Origin of the sequence: Sphingomonas floccifaciens, from assembly GCF_042681125.1 — a bacterium.
Lineage (GTDB): Bacteria > Pseudomonadota > Alphaproteobacteria > Sphingomonadales > Sphingomonadaceae > Sphingomonas > Sphingomonas floccifaciens.
In genome coordinates, this window is sequence record NZ_JBHUFC010000002.1 from 197473 (window position 1) to 218455 (window position 20983).

Annotated in this window: 23 protein-coding genes; 15 read left to right on the forward strand and 8 right to left on the reverse strand. The window is 66.8% G+C overall.

Going from position 1 to position 20983, the window contains the following annotated elements:
- Positions 1-15: 15 nt before the first annotated feature.
- Together rnc and lepB are read right to left on the reverse strand one after the other, a co-directional pair.
- Positions 16-726 carry a ribonuclease III gene (rnc, locus tag ACFSC3_RS03800; RefSeq protein WP_380939661.1) on the reverse strand — a complete coding sequence of 237 codons (711 nt, stop codon included), beginning with the start codon at positions 724-726 and terminating at the stop codon, positions 16-18.
- The gene (gene lepB, locus ACFSC3_RS03805; RefSeq protein ID WP_380938907.1) at positions 681-1532 is read right to left on the reverse strand and encodes a signal peptidase I; all 852 of its coding nucleotides are present in this window, start codon (positions 1530-1532) and stop codon (positions 681-683) included. Before lepB ends, rnc begins: the two co-directional genes overlap by 46 nt.
- Before the next feature lie 84 nt (positions 1533-1616).
- Here lepB and pgi point away from each other — a divergent pair, with 84 nt between their 5' ends.
- The 3 genes from pgi (at position 1617) to ACFSC3_RS03820 (ending at position 4922) form a co-directional block, all read left to right on the forward strand.
- Positions 1617-3110, forward strand: coding sequence for a glucose-6-phosphate isomerase (gene pgi / locus ACFSC3_RS03810; protein ID WP_380938909.1), 1494 nt, complete (start codon positions 1617-1619; stop codon positions 3108-3110).
- A gap of 176 nt (positions 3111-3286) precedes the next feature.
- Positions 3287-3985, forward strand: coding sequence for an SDR family NAD(P)-dependent oxidoreductase (locus ACFSC3_RS03815; protein WP_380938911.1), 699 nt, complete (start codon positions 3287-3289; stop codon positions 3983-3985).
- Complete coding sequence (locus ACFSC3_RS03820) at positions 3975-4922, forward strand: 50S ribosomal protein L11 methyltransferase (protein ID WP_380938913.1); 948 nt, start codon at positions 3975-3977, stop codon at positions 4920-4922. The genes ACFSC3_RS03815 and ACFSC3_RS03820 overlap by 11 nt, the downstream gene beginning before the upstream one ends.
- Before the next feature lie 109 nt (positions 4923-5031).
- Here the strand turns inward: ACFSC3_RS03820 and ACFSC3_RS03825 are convergent, their stop codons facing one another.
- Positions 5032-5913 (reverse strand): hypothetical protein, encoded by an 882-nt coding sequence (locus ACFSC3_RS03825; RefSeq protein WP_380938915.1) that lies wholly within the window; start codon positions 5911-5913, stop codon positions 5032-5034.
- A 201-nt stretch (positions 5914-6114) separates the two neighbouring features.
- Here ACFSC3_RS03825 and murI point away from each other — a divergent pair, with 201 nt between their 5' ends.
- Complete coding sequence (gene murI, locus ACFSC3_RS03830) at positions 6115-6912, forward strand: glutamate racemase (protein ID WP_380938917.1); 798 nt, start codon at positions 6115-6117, stop codon at positions 6910-6912.
- Here the strand turns inward: murI and ACFSC3_RS03835 are convergent.
- Complete coding sequence (locus ACFSC3_RS03835) at positions 6907-7065, reverse strand: hypothetical protein (RefSeq protein ID WP_380938919.1); 159 nt, start codon at positions 7063-7065, stop codon at positions 6907-6909. The two genes, murI and ACFSC3_RS03835, sit on opposite strands and share 6 nt — an antisense overlap.
- Positions 7066-7273: 208 nt before the next feature.
- Between ACFSC3_RS03835 and hemA the strand changes: the two genes are divergently transcribed.
- Both hemA and ACFSC3_RS03845 read left to right on the forward strand, forming a co-directional pair.
- Positions 7274-8545 (forward strand): 5-aminolevulinate synthase, encoded by a 1272-nt coding sequence (hemA, locus tag ACFSC3_RS03840; RefSeq protein ID WP_380938921.1) that lies wholly within the window; start codon positions 7274-7276, stop codon positions 8543-8545.
- A 98-nt stretch (positions 8546-8643) separates the two neighbouring features.
- A complete protein-coding gene (locus ACFSC3_RS03845) occupies positions 8644-9621 on the forward strand; it encodes a TerC family protein (RefSeq protein ID WP_380938923.1) in 978 nt (325 codons plus the stop codon).
- A 114-nt stretch (positions 9622-9735) separates the two neighbouring features.
- Here ACFSC3_RS03845 and bla read toward each other — a convergent pair whose 3' ends face one another.
- A complete protein-coding gene (gene bla / locus ACFSC3_RS03850; RefSeq protein ID WP_380938925.1) occupies positions 9736-10623 on the reverse strand; it encodes a class A beta-lactamase in 888 nt (295 codons plus the stop codon).
- A gap of 101 nt (positions 10624-10724) precedes the next feature.
- Between bla and ACFSC3_RS03855 the strand changes: the two genes are divergently transcribed.
- Entirely contained in the window at positions 10725-11588 is an 864-nt protein-coding gene (locus ACFSC3_RS03855; RefSeq protein WP_380938927.1) for a LysR substrate-binding domain-containing protein, read from the forward strand.
- 218 nt (positions 11589-11806) lie between these two features.
- Here the strand turns inward: ACFSC3_RS03855 and ACFSC3_RS03860 are convergent, their stop codons facing one another.
- The 3 genes from ACFSC3_RS03860 to ACFSC3_RS03870 form a co-directional block, all read right to left on the reverse strand.
- Entirely contained in the window at positions 11807-12265 is a 459-nt protein-coding gene (locus ACFSC3_RS03860) for a DUF3429 domain-containing protein (RefSeq protein ID WP_380938929.1), read from the reverse strand.
- On the reverse strand, positions 12258-12761 hold the full coding sequence (locus ACFSC3_RS03865) for a hypothetical protein (RefSeq protein ID WP_380938931.1): 504 nt from the start codon (positions 12759-12761) through the stop codon (positions 12258-12260). Before ACFSC3_RS03865 ends, ACFSC3_RS03860 begins: the two co-directional genes overlap by 8 nt.
- 75 nt (positions 12762-12836) lie before the next feature.
- Positions 12837-13394 (reverse strand): fasciclin domain-containing protein, encoded by a 558-nt coding sequence (locus ACFSC3_RS03870; RefSeq protein WP_380938933.1) that lies wholly within the window; start codon positions 13392-13394, stop codon positions 12837-12839.
- 158 nt (positions 13395-13552) lie between these two features.
- On the opposite strand from ACFSC3_RS03870, the gene rpiB reads away from it, so the two are divergent.
- The 8 genes from rpiB to ACFSC3_RS03910 all read left to right on the forward strand — a co-directional run bounded on the left by rpiB (position 13553) and on the right by ACFSC3_RS03910 (position 20977).
- The gene (gene rpiB / locus ACFSC3_RS03875) at positions 13553-14005 is read left to right on the forward strand and encodes a ribose 5-phosphate isomerase B (protein ID WP_380938935.1); all 453 of its coding nucleotides are present in this window, start codon (positions 13553-13555) and stop codon (positions 14003-14005) included.
- Positions 14002-15312 (forward strand): serine hydroxymethyltransferase, encoded by a 1311-nt coding sequence (gene glyA / locus ACFSC3_RS03880; protein ID WP_380938937.1) that lies wholly within the window; start codon positions 14002-14004, stop codon positions 15310-15312. The genes rpiB and glyA overlap by 4 nt, the downstream gene beginning before the upstream one ends.
- An 8-nt stretch (positions 15313-15320) precedes the next feature.
- Complete coding sequence (locus ACFSC3_RS03885; protein ID WP_380938939.1) at positions 15321-15494, forward strand: hypothetical protein; 174 nt, start codon at positions 15321-15323, stop codon at positions 15492-15494.
- A gap of 8 nt (positions 15495-15502) precedes the next feature.
- Positions 15503-15964, forward strand: a complete 462-nt coding sequence (gene nrdR, locus ACFSC3_RS03890; protein WP_380938941.1) for a transcriptional regulator NrdR — start codon at positions 15503-15505, stop codon at positions 15962-15964.
- A gap of 82 nt (positions 15965-16046) precedes the next feature.
- The gene (locus tag ACFSC3_RS03895) at positions 16047-17102 is read left to right on the forward strand and encodes a TrmH family RNA methyltransferase (RefSeq protein ID WP_380938943.1); all 1056 of its coding nucleotides are present in this window, start codon (positions 16047-16049) and stop codon (positions 17100-17102) included.
- A gap of 132 nt (positions 17103-17234) precedes the next feature.
- Positions 17235-17849, forward strand: a complete 615-nt coding sequence (gene rpsD, locus ACFSC3_RS03900) for a 30S ribosomal protein S4 (protein WP_380938945.1) — start codon at positions 17235-17237, stop codon at positions 17847-17849.
- A 487-nt stretch (positions 17850-18336) separates the two neighbouring features.
- Positions 18337-19974 (forward strand): M28 family metallopeptidase, encoded by a 1638-nt coding sequence (locus ACFSC3_RS03905; RefSeq protein ID WP_380938947.1) that lies wholly within the window; start codon positions 18337-18339, stop codon positions 19972-19974.
- A 31-nt stretch (positions 19975-20005) separates the two neighbouring features.
- The gene (locus ACFSC3_RS03910; RefSeq protein ID WP_380938949.1) at positions 20006-20977 is read left to right on the forward strand and encodes an agmatine deiminase family protein; all 972 of its coding nucleotides are present in this window, start codon (positions 20006-20008) and stop codon (positions 20975-20977) included.
- The last annotated feature ends 6 nt before the right edge of the window (positions 20978-20983 follow it).

A 20983-nucleotide genomic window follows, 5' to 3' on the forward strand; every position in this document is an offset into this window, starting at 1 on the left:
GTCGAAGCACTGTCCTTACTTCTTCAATTCCGCCAGCAAAGCTTTAGCCGCCGCCGTCTCGGCGGCATGCTTCGACGCCCCTTCCCCGGTCGCCTCCGCCAGCTTGCCCACCGACACCTTGATCGTAAACCGCGGCGCATGGTGCGGCCCGGAGCGGTCGACGATCGTATATTCCGGCGGGCGGCGGTTGTGGGCAGCCGCCCACTCCTGCAGCGCGGATTTGGGATGCTGGGGCGCCTTGCCCTGGCCGTCGATACGACCTGCCCATAGGCGCCGAACGAACGCGCGCGCGGCTTCCGGTCCGAAGTCGAGGAACGCCGCGCCGATCAGCGCCTCCATGACATCGCCCAGGATGTTGTCGCTGGCCGCGGCACCATCGTCGCGGGCCTGCTTGCCCAGGCGCAGATGCTGGGGCACGCCCAGTTCGCGGGCGATGTCGGCGCAGACGGGGCCGGTGACCAGCGCGTTCAGCCGCTTCGACAGCTGGCCCTCCGGCTCCTTCGAAAAGCGCTCGAACAGCCATTCGGCGATCGTCAGGCCGAGGACGCGATCGCCGAGAAATTCCAGCCGCTCGTAATTTTCCGCCGACTGGCTGCCGTGGGTCAGCGCGCGGACGAAGCGGGCGCGGTCCCTGGGCGCCTGGCCGAAGACGCGTGCCAGCCAGCCGTCGAGGTCCTCGCTCAGAAGCCCTCTCCGATCCGGTTCCAGCGGGCCGCCGAGACCCAGGTCCACGGCTTCACCCACGACGCACTGCCATCGGTCGACCAGAAAGTGACGAGCGCTTTCCCTTCCACATTCTCCAGCGGGACCATGCCGATCGCGCCGCCTTCGCTGGCCGGGAAGCGGCTGTCGGCGGACGCATCGCGGTTGTCGCCCATCAGGAAGATATGGCCGGCCGGCACGGTGTAAACGGCGGTGTTATCGGCCTCGGGGAAGTTGCCGCGGTCGAGAACGGTGTAGGTCTTTCCGTTCGGCAGCGTCTCGCGATACTGCATGTAGCGACAGACCGGCTGGCCGGCGGCGCTCGCCTGAAACTCCGCCGGACATTCGGTGTCGGCCGGATAGTTGGGGCTGAGTGGTACGACGAAGTCGGCGACCCGCTGCTTGGGCACGGCCTTGCCGTTCAGGATCAGTTGGCCGCCGACCATCTGCACCGTGTCACCGGGCAGGCCGATGACGCGCTTGATATAATCCTCACGGTTGCCCGGCGGCGCTTTGAACACCACCACATCCCCGCGCGCAGGCGTGGAGGCGAAAACGCGGCCCGGGATCAGCGGCAGCGACCAAGGGAAGCTGTGGCGCGAATAGCCATAGTTCCACTTGGTAATGAACAGATAGTCGCCGATCAGCAGTCGCGGCAGCATCGACTGGCTGGGGATGCTGAACGGCGAAAAGAAGAAGCTGCGGAAGATGAAGACGACGATCGCGAGCTTCACGAGGAAACCCACGGTATCGCGCAGTTCGGACTTCGGCTTGGGCGCCGGGGGCGTGCCTGCAGGGGCGGTGGTCGGTTCGGCCATATCTGCGCGCATGTGACCGAGCGCCTTGCGCGTCAAGCGCCGAACGCTAGAGGAGAGCGCGTCCCTCCCATTTCCGTTCTAGTCTGGAGCATCATCGTGGTCGATTGGTCCAAGGTCGAGGCGCTGAACCCGCCCAAGCTGACGCAGTTGTTCGAACGGGACGCCGACCGCGTCGCGAAATTCTCCGTCGATGTCGGCGGGCTGCACTTCGATTTCTCGAAGACGCATCTCGATGCGGACGCGGTTGCGGCGTTCGAGGGGCTGGCGAAGTCGGCCAATTTTGCGGCGAAGCGCGATGCGCTGTTCGCGGGCGAGAAGGTCAATTCGTCGGAAGGCCGCGCGGTCACCCATACCGCCGAGCGTGGCGAGGGATCGCCGGACGACGTCGCACAGGCGGCCGCGCTCCATGCCCGGATGCGCGGGCTGATCGATGCGATCGAGGGCGAGGCGCTGGGGTCGATCCGGCACATCCTGCACATCGGTATCGGCGGGTCGGCGCTGGGGCCGGACCTGCTGATTGACGCGCTGGGCCGTCAGGCCGACCGGTACGACGTCGCGGTCGTGTCGAACATCGACGGCGTCGCGCTGGAGGAGGTGTTCGACGCGTTCGACCCGCATGCGACGCTGCTGGTGCTGGCATCCAAGACCTTCACCACCATCGAGACGCTGACCAACGCCGAGAGCGCGCTCGACTGGATGCGCGACGACGGCGTCGAGGATCCCTATGGCCGCGTCATTGCGCTGACCGCGGCGCCGGACAAGGCGATCGAATGGGGCGTCGACGAGACGCGCGTGCTGCCCTTCGCCGAGTCGGTCGGCGGGCGCTATTCGCTGTGGTCGTCGATCGGCTTCCCCGCCGCGATGGCGCTGGGCTGGGACGCGTTCCAGGAACTGCTCGAAGGCGCGGCCGAGATGGACCGCCACTTCCGCCTGACCGCAGCGCACGAGAATGCGCCGATGCTCGCGGCGTTCGCCGACCTTTATTACGCGCAGGTCCGCAAGTGTCAGACGCGTGCCACCTTCGCTTATGACGAGCGGCTGCGGCTGTTGCCGAGCTACCTCCAGCAGCTGGAGATGGAGTCGAACGGCAAGGGCGTGACGGCGGACGGTGTGCCGCTCGACCGGCCGTCCTCGCCGATCGTCTGGGGCGGCGTCGGCACCGACGCGCAGCACGCGGTGTTCCAGCTGCTGCATCAGGGCACGAACCTGGTCCCGGTCGAGTTCGTCGCGGTGATCGAGGCAGGCGATTCGCTGGCCGCCGAGCATCACGAGGCGTTGCTGCTCAATGCGTTCGCGCAGGGTGCGGCGCTGATGAAGGGCCGCGAGAACGCCGCCGATCCGCAGCGGGCCTATCCGGGCGACCGGCCGTCGTCGACGATCCTGATCGACCAGCTCGACGCGCGCGCTCTGGGCGCGCTGCTGTCGTTCTACGAACACCGCACGTTCGTGTCCGGCGCGCTGCTGGGGATCAATCCCTATGACCAGTTCGGGGTCGAGCTGGGCAAGGAAATGGCCAAGGCTGCAGGCGAGGGCGGGGCGGGGTTCGATGCTTCGACGCAGGATCTCATCAAGCGGGCGTTCGGGGAGTAAGGCGTCTCAATCCTCTCCTGCAAGGGGAGGGGGACCGCGCGCACAGCGCGTGGTGGAGGGGTGTCCCGCTATCCGGATAGCTTGACACCCCTCCGTCAGGCCTTCGGCCTGCCACCTCCCCTTGCAGGGGAGGATTGGACTTTGCATCGGCACCACCCCGCCCTAAGCCGGCATCCATGACCAACATCCTCGTCACCGGATCGTCGCGCGGGATCGGCGCGGCGACCCTTCAAGCGCTGCGAGACTCCGGCGCGACCGTCGTCGGCCAGTCGACCGCGGGCGACTTCGCTGCCGATTTCGCCGTGCCCTCGGCACCCCGCGACCTGTGGGACCGCGCGTTGAAGGCGCTGGGCGGACGCATCGACGTGCTCGTTAACAACGCCGGCGTGTTCGAGGCGAACCCGATCGATCGCTCCGACGAGGACTGGGTATTGGGCTGGGACCGCACCATGCGCATCAACCTGACCGCGTCGGCGGAACTGTGCCGTTTCGCCGTCTGTCATTGGCAGGAGAGCGGACAAGGCGGGCGGATCGTCAACGTCGCCAGCCGTGCGGCCTATCGCGGCGACAGCCCGGCGCACTGGCACTATGCCGCGTCGAAGGCGGGAATGGTCGCGATGACCAAGTCGATCGCGCGTGGCTATGCGGCCGAGGGCATCCTGGCCTTTGCAATCTGTCCCGGCTTCACGATGACCGGGATGGCGGAGGATTATCTGGAAAGCCGCGGCGGCGACAAATTGCTCGCCGACATTCCGCTCGGCCGGGTGGCGATGCCCGACGAGGTCGCCGAGATGGCGCGCTGGCTGGCGCTGGAGGCACCGGCGTCGATGACCGGCGCGGTGCTCGACGTGAACGGAGCATCCTATGTCCGCTGACGCTATCGACAGCTGGAAGACCAGCCTGCCCTGCACACGGGCGGAGGCCGAGGCGATCGACGCGGCGGACGATCTGGCGATCGATGCCGTGCTGATGACGACCGAAGAGGTCGAGGACGATCGCGAGCGCTGGCGACTGGACGCGTATAGCGAGCACCGCCCCGACGACGCGATGATCGCGCAGTTGCGGGCGCTGGTGCCGAGTGCGGCGGGGATCGATCCGGTGATCGAGCCGCTAACCGCGCAGGACTGGGTCGCGATGAGCCAGGAGGGGCTGGAGCCGATCGTCGAGGGGCGCTTCGTCGTCCACACCGCCGCGCATGACGTGCCGCCGTCGGCGGGTGGTCGCGCCTTCCGGATCGACGCGGGGCGCGCGTTCGGAACCGGGCATCACGCGACCACCAGCGGCTGTCTGGCGATGCTCGACCGGCTGGAGGGGCAGCGGTTCACGCGCATCATCGATATCGGGACGGGCACGGGCCTGCTCGCCTTCGCCGCGGCGCATTTGTGGCCGGACGCCGATATCACGGCGACCGATATCGACCCGGCGGCGATCGACGTGACGCGCGAGAATGCGGCGTTGAACGGCGTCGTCGGGCTGGAGTTGATCGTGGCCGATGGCGCGCTGAGCGACGCGATCACGGCGCGGGCGCCCTTTGACCTGCTGATCGCCAACATCCTGGCCGGGCCGCTCGTGTCGATGGCGCCGGAAGTGGTCGCGATCGCTGCGCCGGACGCGACGATCGTGCTGGCAGGGCTGCTGGAAACCCAGCGCGAGGCGGTGGTGGCGGCATTCGGGGCTTGCGGTTGCGCACTGGCGGAGGTCGACCGGCGCGGCGACTGGACGATCCTGCGGCTGACCGCGGGTGCGACGCGCTATGTGCCGACCACGCCGCCCGATCCCAAGGGGCGCGACGGGTGGGCGCTGGATATTTGAGCATCGCGCGATCGACCTGATCCGTTCGCCCCAGGCGACGTCGAAGGGCAGGAGACTCGGGTGCTTCGACTTCGCTCAGCACGAACGGGAGAGGGAGGCTAGTTCCCCGTCAATCGATCCGCGCAGCCGCCATCTCATAGGCGATCGCCTCGCTGCGTGAGACCTCGCGCCCGGCCTTGAGCACCGTCACCGATGCGCCCGGCTCCGCCGCGCGGGCGGAGGCGGTTACGCGATAGGTCCAGGGCGCGGCGGCGAACTGGTAGCTTTCGGCGCCCGCAGGCGCGCTGACATGGCGGCCGCCGCGGACTTCGACGGTGGGTGTGCTCGATGTGCCGCGCTCGCCGCCGTCGCTGATCGTGCCGGGTTTGTCGAAATCGAAGCTGCGATAGGTCAGGCTGCCGTCCGCCTCTTGCGTCACGATAGCGGATCGCTTCGGCATGACGATCAGCAGTCGTGCGCGGGGCAGCCAGCGGCAGCGGGAGTCGCGCTCGCCGATCCGGACGCTCGACAGTGTCGGCAGGGTCGTCGCGGGTGCGGGGCCGAGCATCGCCGGGTTGATCGACCGCACGCCGCCGACCGCAACGCCGTCGCGCAACAGGTCGCGCGCGATCGAGCCCGCGCCCGGATCCTCGCGGCCGATCGTGATCGTCTGCCTGGTGACGTCCAGGCCGGGCTTGGCGAAGACCCACAGCTCAGAGCGCGACACCGCAATGACCCGCGAGGCGTCGACGGCGTCGCAGAGATACAGGATCGGCGTCCATCCGCCGCTGTCCGAAACGAAGGCGGCGGCGCCGTCGGCGCGCACGGACGGGGTGGCGAGCGTCAGGCCGACGTCGGGTTTCGTCGGGGTCGGAGCGGGCGTCTGTGCAGGCGCGATCCGCCGGGACGCGGCCGGCTCCGTGCCGTTCTTCGGCGCGTCGGTGTCGTTGCACGCCGATAGCAAGGTGACGCAGAGGCCGGTCAGGGCGGCGATCGTCGATCGATGGGGCATGGCCGGCTCCATTCTCGTTCTCAGAGCGAAACGGTTGCTATCTGTCCACGGTTCCCCGCGTCGGTATCTCGGCGACGACGGCGAGGGGCTCTGCGCCGGTTGCGGGTACACTGCGGTCTCGCGGCGTTCGAGTGTGCTCCAAGCATGCCGGTTGCGCGGCGATTGTCCGTTGCGTCACGCTCGCCTATCCGGGGCGCCGATATGACGCCGCGCGATGCCCCGATCCTGTTCCTCGACTCCGGTGTCGGCGGGCTGTCCGTGCTGGCACCGACACGCGCGCTGCTGTCCCGTGCGCCGATCGTCTATGTCGCCGACAATGCGGGCTTTCCCTATGGCACGAAGACCGAGGCGGAGATCGCCGCACGGGTGCCCGCGCTGCTCGGGCGGCTGGTCGAGCGCTTTCGGCCGCGGCTGATCGTGATCGCGTGCAACACCGCCTCGACGATCGCGCTCGGGTCGGTGCGCGCGGCGCTCGACGTGCCTGTCGTCGGCACCGTCCCAGCGATCAAGCCGGCGGCGGAGGCGAGCATGACGCGCGTGATCGGCGTGCTCGGCACCGCCGCCACCGTGCGCCAGCCCTATGTCACCGACCTTGCCGCGCGCTTCGCATCGGACTGCACGGTGCTGCGCCACGGTTCGGCCGAGCTGGTCGCCTTGGCGGAAGCAAAGCTGGCGGGGACGACGCCGGACGCCGATGCCTGCCTCGCGGTGATGGCGGGGCTGTTCGACCAGCCCGGCGGCGACCGGATCGACATCGTCGTCAACGCCTGCACCCATTTCCCGCTGGTCGCGGAGGATCTCGCCGCCGTCTCGCCGAAGGGGACGCGGTTCATCGACGGTGGCCCGGGCATCGCCCGGCGCGTGGCATGGCTGACAAAGGAGCAGGATTGGCCCGCGGACGCTACGGGGCGGGCCGTCTTCACGCGGGCGGATGCCGCCGCGCTGGGTCTGGCCCCGGCGCTCGCGCGCTACGGGCTGACCACGATCGAATCGTTATAGCGCGGCGGGCATCGGGGCGATGAGGGCGTCGTAGCGTTCGGCGAGTTCCAGATGAACGCGGCGAACCATCGAGTCGGCGCTACGGTCGGCCGCGGCACGTTCCTGTGCGGCGCGGCGAGTATAATAATCGGTTGTCTGACGCGGCTCGGCCATGTCCTGACCTTTCTGCACGCAAGCGCGAGCTTTCCCGTTGCTCTCGGTCGCCGACGTGCTTGAGGCTGGGTGTCGGCGATGCGGGATTATTAGCACATCTCCGGAACATACGGATTGATCTCGCTCAATTTTTCCGTCGACGCGGTCGATCACGTTGATCGTCGATCCGCACTGGCGGGGCCTCGCGCTTTTCGCTAGGGGGCGAAGCATGACCGGTGAGGGTACCCCTGCGCGCGCTGTCGATTACTCGCGCGTCTTCAGCCAGGCGATCGATCGCCTTCATGCCGAGGGGCGCTACCGCGTCTTCATCGACATCCTGCGCAACAAGGGGCATTTCCCTAACGCGCGATGTTTCGCCGGGCATAACGGCCCGAAGCCGATCACCGTCTGGTGCTCGAACGATTACCTCGCGATGGGTCAGCATCCGAAGGTGATCGCGGCGATGGAAGAGGCGCTGCACGACGTCGGCGCAGGGTCGGGCGGCACGCGCAACATCGGCGGCAATACGCATTACCATGTCGATCTGGAAGGCGAGCTCGCCGACCTGCACGGCAAGGAAGGCGCGCTGCTGTTCACCAGCGGATACGTCTCGAACGAGGCGACGCTGGCGACGCTGGCCAAGGTGCTGCCGGGCTGCATCATCTATTCGGACGAGCTGAACCACGCATCGATGATCGCGGGCATCCGCAATTCGGGCTGCGAGAAGCGCGTGTGGCGCCACAACGACCTGGCGCATCTCGAGGAACTGCTGGCCGCCGACGATCCATCGGTGCCGAAGCTGATCGCGTTCGAGAGCGTCTATTCGATGGACGGCGACGTCGCGCCGCTGCATGCGATCTGTGACCTGGCGGACAAGTACAACGCGCTGACCTATCTCGACGAGGTTCATGCGGTCGGCATGTACGGGCCGCGCGGCGGTGGCATTTCAGAGCGCGACGGTGCGGCCAGCCGCATCACCGTGATCGAGGGCACGCTGGGCAAGGCGTTCGGCGTGATGGGCGGGTACATCGCCGCGGATCGCACGATCATCGACGTGATCCGCAGCTACGCACCGGGCTTCATTTTCACGACGTCATTGTCGCCGGTACTCGTCGCCGGCGTGCTGGCGAGCGTGCGGCATCTTAAAAGCTCCAGCGTCGAGCGCGACGGGCAGCAGGCCGCGGCGGCGAAGCTGAAGTCGCTGTTCGAGGAAGCAGGCCTGCCGGTCCTGCCGACGACGACGCATATCGTGCCGTTGATGGTCGGCGACCCAGTCAAGGCCAAGCGGATCAGCGACATCCTGCTCGCCGAATATGGCGTCTACGTCCAGCCGATCAATTATCCGACCGTGCCGCGCGGGACCGAGCGCCTGCGCTTCACGCCGGGGCCGGCGCATGACGAGGCGATGATGGTCGAGTTGACGCAGGCCTTGGTCGAGATCTGGGGCCGGCTGGAGATGCGCCGGGCGGCCTGCGGTCACTCGCGATCCCCGCCGAGATGACGGCGCTGGATTGTAATCAATCCTTGCTCCTAAATCCGTGATGCATCCCGATCGGATGTCGCTAGTTTCCGCAGCGGAACGACCGATAGGAAAGACGAATGGAGCTGTTGACCGACCTGTTTCTGGGCAAGCCGATCTGGATGTGGCTGGGCTTTCTGGGTGTGGTCATCGCCTTGCTGGTCTTCGACCTGGGCGTGCTCAACCGCAAGGATCATGAGATCGGGGTCAAGGAGAGCCTGAAGCTCTCCGCCTTCTACATCATCTTCGGCGTCGCATTCGGCGGGCTCGTCTGGTGGCAGATGGGGCAGGAATCAGGCATCGCCTATCTGACCGGTTTCGTGGTCGAAAAGACGCTGGCGCTCGACAACATCTTCGTCATCGCGATGATCTTCACCTATCTCGGCGTGCCGCGCCAGTATCAGCACCGGGTGCTGTTCTGGGGCATCCTGGGCGTGATCGTGCTGCGCGCGATCATGATCGCGGCCGGCGCGGCGCTGGTTGAGCGGTTCGAGTGGGTGCTCTATATCTTCGCGGCGTTCCTGGTCATCACCGGCATTCGCCTGCTGTTCACGGTCGGCAAGGAAACATCGGTCGGCGACAATCTGGTCCTCAAATTCGTCCGCAAGCATCTGCCGGTGACCGACCGGATCGAGGGCGACCATTTCCTCGTGCGCGAGCCCGATCCTGCGACGGGCGTCATGAAGACCTGGCTGACGCCGCTAGCCGTCGCGCTGATCCTGATCGAGGCGGCGGACATCGTGTTCGCGGTCGACTCCGTCCCGGCGATCTTCACGATCACGACCGATCCGTACATCGTCTATACGTCGAACATCTTCGCGATCCTCGGCCTGCGCGCGCTCTACTTCGCACTGGCGGCGGCGATCCACCGGTTCCACTATCTCAAATATGCGATGGCCGCGGTGCTGATCTTCATCGGCTCCAAGATCTTTGCCGCCGACGCGTTGGGTATCGCGAAGATCCCGCCGGTGCTGTCGTTGACGGTGACGCTGGGTATCCTGGCGGCCGGAATTCTATGGTCGCTGTGGTCGACGCGCGGGCAGGACAAGGCGGTGTAGCGCATCCAAATTCGCCTTTCGTGCTGCGCTTGTCGAAGCACTGCCTTCCTTCGTTGCGCATGATCCGCGGCCAGAGGAGGGGCAGTCCTTCGACAAGCTCAGGCCGAACTAAGTCTAGGCTATTGCCGCGATCGCGCGTGCAACATCGGCGTGAACGGCATGGGCCGCCGCCTGCGGGACGGTCGCGCCCGTCAGGTAGCAGGTGACGAGGATCGGCCGGCGTGATGCGCCCGGCCAGATGACGGCGACGTCGTTGTAGGTGCCATTCTCGCCGCTGCCGGTCTTGTCGCCAACCCGCCAGCCGCGCGGCAAGCCGGCGCGGAGACGGGTGGCACCGGTCGTGTTGGCGATCAGCCAGCCGCTCAGCTTTGCCCGTGACGCTTCCGATAGCGCCGGACCGAACAGCATCGCGCGCATTGTGTCGAGCATCGCGTCGGGCGTCGTGGTGTCGCGCGCGTCGCCGTGGATTGCTGTGTTCAGTTCGGGCTCGTGCCGGTCGAGCCGGGTCGTCCGGTCGCCGAGGCGCGCGACGAAGGCGTTGAACCCGCCGACCCCGCCGATCAGCGACAGCAACAGGTTGGCAGCAGCGTTGTCGCTGCGTGTCATCGTCGCCGCGCACAGTTCTGCCACAGTCATAGATTCGCCCTTATGCTCCTCGGTCACCGGCGAATTGCCGGGCAGGGGGCCGCGCGGCACCGCGACCGGTCGGTCCAGTCGCAGCTTGCCGGCGTCGACCGCGGCCAGCGCGGCGCCGCTCAAAGGAAATTTGAACGTACTGCACATCGCGAACCGCTCGCCACCCCGGTGCGCGAAGCGGCGGCCCGTAGCGAGGTCGAGCACGCCCACGCCAAGCCGTCCGCCCGACCGCCCCTCGGCCGCCATCACCGCCGCGGCGAAGCGCGCGCCGCCGAAGTCACCGGGTGCCGCAAATGCCAGCTTTGGAGCGATCATCGCCATCGCCGCGCCGCCGCCGATCGCCGTCAGGAAAGTCCGTCGTTCCATTGTCGCCTCCTCGTTCGTCGAGCGTATGGTGCGGGCTGGCATGGCAAGCGACAATCGATCATATCTGGGCCGAGCCATTAGAAATTTCGGGGTTTAAAGCCGTGGATCGTGCGCAATTGCCGCTCAATGCCCTGCGCGCATTCGAATCCTCGGCGCGGCATCTGAGCTTCACGCGCGCCGGGCTGGAACTGTGCGTGGGGCAAGCGGCGGTCAGTCACCAGGTCAACCGGCTGGAGGCGCTGCTGGGTGTCCGGCTGTTCCGGCGTCTGCCGCGCGGGCTGGCGCTGACGGACGAGGGGGCGGCGCTGGTGCCGGTGCTGGCCGACGGATTCGACCGGATCGCGGGCGTGCTCGACCTCTATCAGGGCGGGCGGATGCGTGCGCCGCTGGCGCTCGGCGTCGTCGGCACCTTCGCGACCGGCTGGCTGCTACCGCGCCTCACCGATTTCGAGACGGCGCATCCGTCGATCGACGTGCGGTTGCGGACGAATAACAATCGCGTCGATCTGGCGGGCGAGGGGCTCGACTACGCCATCCGCTTCGGTGACGGCGCGTGGCACGGGGCGGAGGCGGATGCGCTGATGGCGGCGCCCCTGCTGGCGATGGCGACCCCGGCGATCGCGGCGCGGCTGGCGGTGCCGGCGGACCTGCGCCGCGAGACGCTGTTGCGATCCTATCGGGCCGATGAATGGCCACGCTGGTTCGATGCAGCGGGTGAGGCGCCGCCGCCGCTGACCGGGCCGATGTTCGATTCCTCCGTGACCATGGCGGCGGCGGCGATGGGAGGGGCCGGGGTGGCGCTGCTGCCGGCGGCGATGTTCGGCGATGCGTTGGCGTCCGGAGCGCTGGTCGTGCCTTTCGATATCGGGATCGACACCGGCCGATACTGGTTGACCCGGCTCAAGACCCGCGCACCGACCGCGGCGATGGAGGCGTTCCGCGAGTGGCTTTTGCGGTCGATCTGAATTCCGCTTCGTACAGCTCAGAGCCTGAAGCGATCAGCTTTGATCACTCCCGTTCGCCCTGAGTGAAGTCGAAGGGCAGCTGTCCACCAGGTGCTTCGACTTCGCTCAGCACGAATGGTGGAACAGACCCGATCGAAACCGACCCTAGGAAGTCGCTCGTGCTAAGCGACATCGGATCCGCTGGTCGAAAGTTGCTCTTCGCCTTCGCTGAGGGCGCGCTAATATTCCACGACCGGATGGCCGAACAAAGCGCCCGCGAGGATCGTCAGCGCGCCGAGGCCGAGCGACAGGGGGATGCGCAGCCTCATCCAGTCGACCGGGGCGATGCCGCTGGTCACCAACCACCGGTCGACCGGCAAGGTCAGCATCAGCGCGACGCCGGTCGCGACGAGCGTCCAGCCCGACCCGTTCGTCAGCAGAAAGGCGGCGCCCAAGGCGAGCGCGACGAGGCTGGGTACGACAGCGATGGTGGCAAGCAACGCCTGGTTCCGCTGCGTCTGCATCGCGAAGCCCCACCACATCCCGCCGAGGAAGCTGAGGATCAGCAGCGGGTAGGCCAGGCTGACGATCGCTGCGAGCCTTTCGCCCAGCGCCAGCAGGATCACTGCGGCGAAGGCGGGTGCCAAGCCGGCAAAGCCGAGCAGGCGGGCGGTCCCGCCTACTCGTGCGTCAGTCACGGCAGTAGCCTTCCCCAGGCTTGACCGTCAGGCACGGCGCCTTGCCCGCCAGCCATTTCAGGCCCGTTTCGTCTCCATTGGTCATCACCGCGGTTTCGGCGACGCCGTTGCGCATGAAGCGCAGCCCCTCGGCGGTAACCGATCCATCGAACTTGCCGGCCATTTCGTTATCCAGGCCCCAGCGCATATCCAGCGTCACGCCGCCGCCGGGCTTGGCCGCGACGCTCAGGATCATGCCCTCGACCCCGACCCACCGGCCCAGATAGTCTCTCTCCGTCGCTTCGGAGAGATTGTCGTCCATGACACTGTTGTCGGTCGCCATGTTGGCGACACCTGCGCGAGCCTCTTCCTCGCTCGCAGCGCCTTCGGATGGCATCACTTCTTCGACCGTGTCCTGCGTAGCGGCGACATTTGCCTGCATCTCGTTCGCCGGCTGCGACGAGCAGGCGGCCAGCAGGCCGGCAAGGGCGACAGCGATCGCGGTGGTGGGCTTCATTACGCAGGCTCCATTGATTTGGAGCAAGAACCCGGGCGATGGACGGAGGGTTCCGCCGCCCGGGTTCCGACGCCCTTAGGGCATCAGCACGCTGTCGATGACGTGGACGACGCCGTTCGACTGCATGACGTTGGCGGTCGTGATCGCGGCGTGGCCGCCCTTGGCGTCCATCACATGCCAGCCGTTGCCGCGCTTCATGAAGCGCAGTTCGCCGCCCGCGACGGTCGTGTAGGTCGCGGTGCCGCCATTGGCCGCCGCCTTCTTCGCGATATCTTGCGCGGTGATGCGGCCGGGAACGACGTGATAGGTCAGGATGCCGGTCAGCTGCGCCTTGTTCTCCGGCTTCACCAGCGTGTCGACCGTGCCGGCGGGCAGCTTGGCGAAGGCGGCGTTGGTCGGCGCGAAGACGGTGAAGGGGCCGGGGCCGGACAGCGTCTCGACCAGGCCGGCGGCCTTCACCGCGGCGACCAATGTCGTCAGATTGGGGGCGGCGGAGGCGTTGGCGACGATCGTCTTGTTGGCGGACATCGCCACGCCACCGACCATCGGGTTTTTCTGCGCCGCGGCCAGCGGGCTCGCCGCCATCGCCAGCGCGGCGCCGGCCATCAGGCCGCGCATAAGGGTCTTGGTCATCCTGTTCTCCTGAAAAACGTTGATCTGCCCCAATGCTCGACATCAGATACGTGGCGGATGCGGGAAAGGATGCATCGCTGCTGGCTTTCGTACGCTGGCGGCGTTAGGGGCCTGCGCGAGCCCACCGAACCACCTTTCAGGGATTCGAAGTCGCTACCATGCGCATCGCCATCGCCGCGGATCATGCCGCGTTCGCCCTCAAGCAGACGCTGGCCGCCTGGCTGCGCGAGACGGGACACGACGTTCTCGACCTCGGCCCCGACAGCGACGCGCGCGTCGACTATCCAGACTTCGGCTACAAACTGGCCCGTGCCGTCCGCGACGGCGATGCCGAGCGCGGAGTCGCTTTGTGCGGATCGGGCATCGGCATCTCGATCGCCGTCAATCGCGAGCCGGCCTGCCGCTGTGCGCTGGTGAGCGAGCCCTATTCCGCAGCACTCGCTCGCGAGCATAACGATGCCAATGTCATTGCGCTTGGTGCGCGGCTTGTTGGCGAGGACATGGCGAAAGCCTGCATCATGTCATTTCTGGTCGGCGATTTCGCCGGTGGCCGTCACGCTGGCCGCGTCGCCAAACTCACCCAACCCACTCTCGATGGAGATGCCGCATGAGCACCAACCCCGCCGCTGCCAATGACGTGCAGCCCGACGGCTTCTTCACCCGCGGTCTGGCCGAAGCCGACCCGGCGATCTTCGCCGGCGTCCAGCACGAACTGACCCGTGAGCAGACGCAGATCGAACTGATCGCATCCGAGAACATCGTGTCGAAGGCGGTGCTGGAGGCGCAAGGGTCGGTCTTCACCAACAAGTACGCCGAAGGTTATCCGGGCAAGCGCTATTACCAGGGCTGCCACCCGTCGGACGAGGTTGAGCAGCTGGCGATCGATCGCGCCAAGCAGCTGTTCGACTGCGGTTACGTCAACGTCCAGCCGCATTCGGGCGCGCAGGCGAACGGCGCGGTCATGCTGGCGCTGACCAAGCCGGGCGATACCATCCTCGGCCTCAGCCTCGATGCCGGCGGCCACCTGACCCATGGTGCGCGCGCGGCGATGAGCGGCAAGTGGTTCAACGCGGTCCAATATGGCGTGACGCCCGACACGCACCTGATCGACTATGACGATGTCGAGCGGCTGGCGGTCGAGCATAAGCCGACGCTGATCATCACCGGCGGCTCGGCCTATCCGCGCCAGATCGACTTCGAACGCTTCCGCGCGATCGCCGACAAGGTGGGTGCCAAGCTGATGGTCGACATGGCGCACTTCGCGGGCATCGTCGCGGGCGGACTGCACCCGTCGCCGCTGCCGTTCGCCGACGTCGTGACGACGACCACCCACAAGACGCTGCGCGGACCCCGCGGCGGCATGGTGCTGACCAACGACGAAGCCATCGCAAAGAAGATCAATTCGGCGGTCTTCCCGGGGCTCCAGGGCGGCCCGCTGATGCACGTCATCGCGGCCAAGGCGGTCGCGTTCGGCGAAGCGCTGCGTCCGGAGTACAAGGGCTATATCGCCGCGGTGGTCGAGAACGCCAAGGTGCTCGCGGCGACGCTGAACGAGCGCGGCTGCAACCTCGTCTCGGGCGGGACCGACACGCATCTGGCGCTGGTCGACCTGACCCCGCTTGGCATCACCGGCAAGGATGCCGACGAGGCGCTGGAGCGTGCGGGCATCACCTGCAACAAGAACGGCATCCCCAACGATCCGCTGCCGCCGATGAAGACCAGCGGCATCCGCGTCGGATCGCCCGCCGGCACCACCCGTGGCTTCGGCACGGCCGAGTTCCGCGAGATCGGCAACATGGTCGCCGATGTGCTCGATGGCCTGAAGTCGGCGGGTGAGGGCGGGGACCTGAAGGTCGAGGCGGACGTTCAGGCCCGTGTGCGTAGCCTGTGCGCACGCTTCCCGATCTACCAAGGATAAGCCAGACCATGTCGCAGCTCGACGAAGTCCAGACCAACATCAAGAATACGCCGGGCCTCGGCAAGAGCATGGCGAAATGGGGTGCATTGGGCGCGGTCGTCGCGATTCCGGTGCCGTTCGTCGGCCCGGTGATCGGCGCTATCGCCGGGGCGGCCTACGCCTACACCAAGCGCAACAAGTAAGGATTTGAATGCGCTGCCCCTTCTGCGCCCATGAAAACAGCCAGGTAAAGGATAGCCGCCCCAGTGAAGACGGGGCGGCAATCCGCCGGAGGCGTCAGTGCGAGGCGTGCGGGGCGCGCTTCACGACGTTCGAGCGCATCCAGCTGCGCGAACTGACAGTGGTGAAGAGCGAGAACCGCCGCGAGTCTTTCGAACGCGACAAGCTGATCCGCTCGGTCTCCATCGCCTGCCGCAAGCGCCCGATCGACAGCGGCCGGATCGAACAGCTCGTGTCCGGCATCCAGCGCCAGTTGGAGACGAGCGGGGAGGCCGAAGTGACCTCCACCCGGATCGGCGAACTGGTGATGGAGGGGCTGAAGGGGCTCGACTCGGTCGCGTACATCCGGTTTGCGAGCGTCTATAAGGACTTCGCCGAGGCGAAGGATTTCGAGGCGTTTGCCGGGAGTGTGGAGGAGGTTGGGCGGGGGTAAATACGCCTCTTTCTCTTCCAACGTTCGTCTCGAGTAGCCTTCGAGCTTGTCGAGAAGGCGTATCGAGAGATAGGCCGCAACCATGACCTTCTCGACCTACATCTTGAAGTGCGCCGACGGTAAATATTACACCGGCCACACCGATGATCTCGAAGCCCGCCTTGCTCAACATCAGAACGGCGAGGTGCCCGGCTGGACGAGTATGCGTCGTCCGGTCGAACTCATGTGGTCAGAAGCGTTTGAGACCCGCGAGGAAGCCATCGCGGCCGAGGTGCAGGTCGGCAATTGGTCGCGCGCCAAGAAAGAAGCGCTGTTCCGCGGCGACTGGTCCGGTGTTTCGGCGGCGGCTCGCAAGATTTCTCGATCCGCCGTCTCGACAAGCTCGACGGCTACTCGAAACGAACGGATGGGGGAGACCGTCCCACCCCCCGCCATCGTCCTCGTCCGCCCGCAACTCGGCGAGAACATCGGCAAGGCCGCCCGCGCCATGCTGAATTTCGGCCTGACCGACATGCGCCTGGTCGCTCCGCGCGATGGCTGGCCCAACCCACAGGCTGGCCCGGCGGCGTCGGGCGCGGACGTGGTACTCGCCAACGCGCGGGTCTATGATACGGTCGCCGAGGCCGTCGCGGATTGCGCGCACGTCTATGCGACGACGGTGCGCAAGCGTGGGGTGACCAAACCGGTCGTCACGCCGGAAATCGCCGCCCGCGACATCCACGCCGGTCCCGGCACTTCGGCAATCCTGTTCGGGCCGGAGCGCTCCGGCCTCGAAACCGAAGATGTCGCGCTCGCCCGCACGATCGTGACCGTGCCGATCAACCCGGAGTTCGGCAGTCTGAACCTTGCCCAGGCGGTCATTCTGGTGGCGTATGAATGGTCGAAAGGCGTTGCGCTCAAGAGCCCCCCGGCGGTCGACCTCGATCCGCCGGCCACGCAGGAGGAGTGGGAGGGGATGTTCGCACAACTCGACACCATGCTTAAGGCATCCGGCTTCTACTTCCCGCCCGACCGGGTTCCGTCGACGCGCCTCTCGCTGCGCAGCCTCCTGACGAAGCCGGGCTGGTCGAGCCAGGAATTGCGCACCATGCGTGGCGTGCTGTCGGCGCTGGAGGGCAAGAAGCGCCCGCGCGGTTGACTCGATGAGCGTCCGCGGCTAGGCCCGCCGCTTCGCAATGGCCCCACACCCCGGTGAAGTGGTGGCCCGGTCCTGTCTCGACAGGATCGGCGGAGACCGGGATCAACGTCAGACGATTGCAAGGAATTCACTATGTCGAAGCGCGCCAGCGCCAAGTACAAGCTCGACCGCCGGATGGGCGAGAACATCTGGGGTCGCCCGAAGAGCCCGGTCAACAAGCGTGAGTATGGCCCCGGCCAGCATGGTCAGCGCCGCAAGGGCAAGATGTCGGACTTCGGCATTCAGCTGCGCGCCAAGCAGAAGCTGAAGGGCTATTACGGCGACGTCACCGAGAAGCAGTTCCGCGCGTGCTATCACGAGGCGGCCCGCATGAAGGGTGACACCGGCCAGAACCTGATCGGTCTGCTCGAACAGCGCCTGGATATGATCGTCTATCGCGCCAAGTTCGCGCCGACGATCTTCGCTGCGCGCCAGCTGGTCAGCCACGGTCACGTCCGCGTCAACGGCGTGAAGTGCAACGTCGCCTCGCGCCGCGTCTTCCCGGGCCAGGAAATCACGCTGGGTTCGAAGGCGCAGGAAATGGCGCTGGTGCTCGAAGCCCAGGGCCTCGCCGAGCGCGAAGTGCCGGAATATGTCGCTCAGGACGGCAACGCGAAGGTGACCTTCACCCGCGTTCCGACGCTGGACGAAGTGCCGTATCCGGTGAAGATGGAACCGAACCTCGTCGTCGAATTCTATTCGCGTTAACGCGAATAGAAGGAGCAGAGGTTCGGTTCGGCCGGCCTCGCTCAGGCGAGGACCGACGGCGCGGCTTTGCCGCGACGCTGGTGAGACAGAAGAGGGCGGCCCGCAACGGCCGCCCTTTTTGCGTCCGCTGACGCGCAGCCGTAGCGCAAGCTACGGCAAGCACATGGTCAGCGGGCTAGGCCAGCGCCGCCACAAGCGGCGACCGACGGCGCGGAATTCACTTCCGCGCCAGCCCGACGAAACAGCAAGAGGGCGGCCCGCAACGGCCGCCCTTTTTGCGTTCTGCACCTTCACATCGTCATTCCCGCGAAGGCGGGAATCAATAGTCGCTGAACGCAGTGAGACTTACCGCATTCAGCCAGAATTGATCCCCGCCTCCGCGGGGATGACGGTGGCGGGGTAGGGAGTGACGAGTGAGAGTGCGGCCTTCCACCCCCGCCGCACCGCCGCTAGTATCGATCGATACCAGGCTCAGGACTCCCAACGCATGCGCATCCTCTCCCTCATTCCCCTCTTGCTACTCGCGACCGGCGCGGTCGCGCAGACGCCGGCGGTGCAACCGCCGATCGACACGATGAAGCGCGTCGTTGAACGCCTCTCCTCGGATGAATTCGAAGGCCGCGCGCCCGGTACCGAAGGCGAGAAGAAGACCCTCGACCTGCTCGTCGCCGAATTCTCGAAGCTCGGCCTCAAGCCCGGGAACAACGGAAGCTGGTTCCAGGACGTGCCGATGGTCGAGATCACGGCAAAGGACGTGACGCCGCTGACCTTCACCGGCGGAAAGGCGCCGGTCAGCGCGACCTATGGTCCGCAGATGGTCGTCGGCACCTATCGCACCGATGGCGCGCGGTCGGTGATCAAGGATTCGCCCGTCGTCTTCGTCGGCTACGGCATCAATGCGCCGGAGAAGGGGTGGAACGACTATGCGGGCCTCGACGTCCGCGGCAAGACGGTCGTGATCCTCGTCAACGACCCGGATTACGAGACGCCGGGGCTGACTGGCACCTTCAACGGCCGCGCGATGACCTATTACGGCCGCTGGACCTACAAGTTCGAAGAGGCTGCGCGGCAGGGCGCCGCGGCTGCGCTGATCGTCCACGACACGGTGCCCGCTGCCTATGGCTGGAACGTCGTCCAGTCGAGCTGGACCGGCGCGCAGCAGGTGGCGGAGGGTTCCCCCGGCAACCGCGACCAGTCGACTGCCATCGGCTGGATTTCGAACGAAACGGCCAAGGCGCTGATGGCGTCGGCCGGGCAGGACCTCACGGCGCTCAGCGCTGCGGCGAAGCGGCCGGGGTTCAAGGCTATCGACCTGAGGCTGAAGGCGTCGGTCGCGTTCGACAACCAGACGCGCAAGCATATGTCGAAGAACGTCGTGGCGCTGCTGCCCGGCACGAGCCAGAAGGACGAGTACGTCCTCTATACCGCGCACTGGGACCACTTGGGCCGCTGTGAGAAGGCTGCGGACGGCGACGATATCTGCAACGGCGCGGTCGACAATGCGACCGGCACCGCGGCGCTGGTCGCGCTGGCCCAGGCGAATGTGAAGGCCGGACCGACCCCGCGCAGCCAGCTGTTCATCGCGCTGACCGCGGAGGAATCGGGGCTGCTCGGCGCGCAATATTACGCCTCGCACCCGGTCGTTCCGCTCAAGCAGACCGTCGGCGGCGTCAACATGGACGCGCTGTCCATGGCGGGGCCGGCGAAGAATGTCGTGGTGATCGGCAAGGGCAAGTCGGACCTCGACGCCTATCTCGATCGCGCGCTGGCGGCGGAAGGTCGCGTCGCGACGACCGAGCCGACGCCGGAGAAGGGCTTCTACTATCGCTCCGACCATTTCGCCTTCGCGCGCAAGGGCGTGCCGATGCTGTACTTCGAGGGCGGGGACGATCTGGTCACCGGCGGCCGCGCGGCCGGGGCTGCGGCGGCGAAGGATTATGAGGAGCATCGCTATCACGGGCCGAAGGACGAATATGATCCCAACTGGAACTGGGACGGCGTCGCCGGTGATCTGCGCCTCTATTATCGTGTCGGGCGCGAACTGGCGGCGGGCAAGGATTGGCCGAACTGGGTGAAGGGCGACGAATTCCGCGCGATCCGCGATCGGTCGCGGGCTGGGCGATGACAAGCCCGCGGGTCGACGATAAGGCGCGGGCATGACGCTGACACCTCCCCCCGAATGGGCGCCGCACGATGCGGTCTGGATCGGTTTTCCCTCGCATCCCGAACTGTGGGTCGAGGATCTGGAGCCTGCGCGCGAGGAGGTCGTCGCCTTCGCGCGTGCCGTGCATGCCGATGGCCGGGGCGAACGCGTGCTGCTGGTCGCGGCGGACGGCGAAGCGGCGGAGGCGGCGCGGCGGATGGCGCCGTTCGCCGACGTCGTGGTACAGCCGTTCGGCGACATCTGGCTGCGCGATACCGGTCCGATCGTCACAGGCGACGGCACCGCGCGCGACTTCGGCTTCAACGGCTGGGGCGGCAAATATGATCTGGAGGGCGACGACACCATCGGTCTGCGCCTGGCCGAGGATCGCGGGATCGCCGCGCAGACGTGCGACTGGATCCTGGAGGGCGGCGCGATCGACGGCGACGGCACCGGGCTGGTCGTGACGACCGAGCAATGCCTGCTCAACCCCAACCGCAACGCGCGGATGACGCAAGGCGAGATCGAGGCGCGGCTGGCGAGCGACTTGGGGCTGTCGCGCGTGCTGTGGCTTGGCAACGGCCTGCTCAACGACCACACCGACGGCCATGTCGACAACCTCGCCCGTTTTGTCGGCGAGAACCGGCTGGCGTTGCCGGAAGCGGCGGACAACGATCCCAACTGGCGGGTCTATCAAGATGCGGGCGCCCGCGCGGAAGCCTTCGGTGTCGAGGTGGTCCGCATCCCGTCGCCCGGACGCGTGCTGAACCATGACGAAGAGATCATTCCGGCGAGCTACATGAACTTCTACATCGGCAATGCCGCAGTGGTGGTGCCGATGTACGGGCAGCCGAACGACGCGGCGGCGGTCGCGGCGATCCAGGCGCTGTTCCCCGATCGCGACGTCGTCGGCCTGCGAGCTGATGCGATCCTGACGGGGGGCGGCAGCTTCCACTGCATCAGCCAACAGATCCCGCGCGTCTGAGGAGCC

Excerpts from the sequence above, each read along its gene's own strand:
- murI (WP_380938917.1), top strand. The coding sequence starts at position 6,115 with ATGACGCCGCGCGATGCCCCGATCCTGTTCCTCGACTCCGGTGTCGGC.
- ACFSC3_RS03815 (WP_380938911.1), top strand. The coding sequence starts at position 3,287 with ATGACCAACATCCTCGTCACCGGATCGTCGCGCGGGATCGGCGCGGCG.
- hemA (WP_380938921.1), top strand. The coding sequence starts at position 7,274 with ATGACCGGTGAGGGTACCCCTGCGCGCGCTGTCGATTACTCGCGCGTC.
- ACFSC3_RS03845 (WP_380938923.1), top strand. The coding sequence starts at position 8,644 with ATGGAGCTGTTGACCGACCTGTTTCTGGGCAAGCCGATCTGGATGTGG.
- ACFSC3_RS03885 (WP_380938939.1), top strand. The coding sequence starts at position 15,321 with ATGTCGCAGCTCGACGAAGTCCAGACCAACATCAAGAATACGCCGGGC.
- ACFSC3_RS03870 (WP_380938933.1), bottom strand. The coding sequence starts at position 13,394 with ATGACCAAGACCCTTATGCGCGGCCTGATGGCCGGCGCCGCGCTGGCG.
- ACFSC3_RS03910 (WP_380938949.1), top strand. The coding sequence starts at position 20,006 with ATGACGCTGACACCTCCCCCCGAATGGGCGCCGCACGATGCGGTCTGG.
- ACFSC3_RS03835 (WP_380938919.1), bottom strand. The coding sequence starts at position 7,065 with ATGGCCGAGCCGCGTCAGACAACCGATTATTATACTCGCCGCGCCGCA.
- nrdR (WP_380938941.1), top strand. The coding sequence starts at position 15,503 with ATGCGCTGCCCCTTCTGCGCCCATGAAAACAGCCAGGTAAAGGATAGC.
- ACFSC3_RS03865 (WP_380938931.1), bottom strand. The coding sequence starts at position 12,761 with ATGAAGCCCACCACCGCGATCGCTGTCGCCCTTGCCGGCCTGCTGGCC.
- ACFSC3_RS03825 (WP_380938915.1), bottom strand. The coding sequence starts at position 5,913 with ATGCCCCATCGATCGACGATCGCCGCCCTGACCGGCCTCTGCGTCACC.
- rpiB (WP_380938935.1), top strand. The coding sequence starts at position 13,553 with ATGCGCATCGCCATCGCCGCGGATCATGCCGCGTTCGCCCTCAAGCAG.
- lepB (WP_380938907.1), bottom strand. The coding sequence starts at position 1,532 with ATGCGCGCAGATATGGCCGAACCGACCACCGCCCCTGCAGGCACGCCC.
- ACFSC3_RS03820 (WP_380938913.1), top strand. The coding sequence starts at position 3,975 with ATGTCCGCTGACGCTATCGACAGCTGGAAGACCAGCCTGCCCTGCACA.
- bla (WP_380938925.1), bottom strand. The coding sequence starts at position 10,623 with ATGGAACGACGGACTTTCCTGACGGCGATCGGCGGCGGCGCGGCGATG.
- rpsD (WP_380938945.1), top strand. The coding sequence starts at position 17,235 with ATGTCGAAGCGCGCCAGCGCCAAGTACAAGCTCGACCGCCGGATGGGC.
- ACFSC3_RS03895 (WP_380938943.1), top strand. The coding sequence starts at position 16,047 with ATGACCTTCTCGACCTACATCTTGAAGTGCGCCGACGGTAAATATTAC.
- glyA (WP_380938937.1), top strand. The coding sequence starts at position 14,002 with ATGAGCACCAACCCCGCCGCTGCCAATGACGTGCAGCCCGACGGCTTC.
- ACFSC3_RS03905 (WP_380938947.1), top strand. The coding sequence starts at position 18,337 with ATGCGCATCCTCTCCCTCATTCCCCTCTTGCTACTCGCGACCGGCGCG.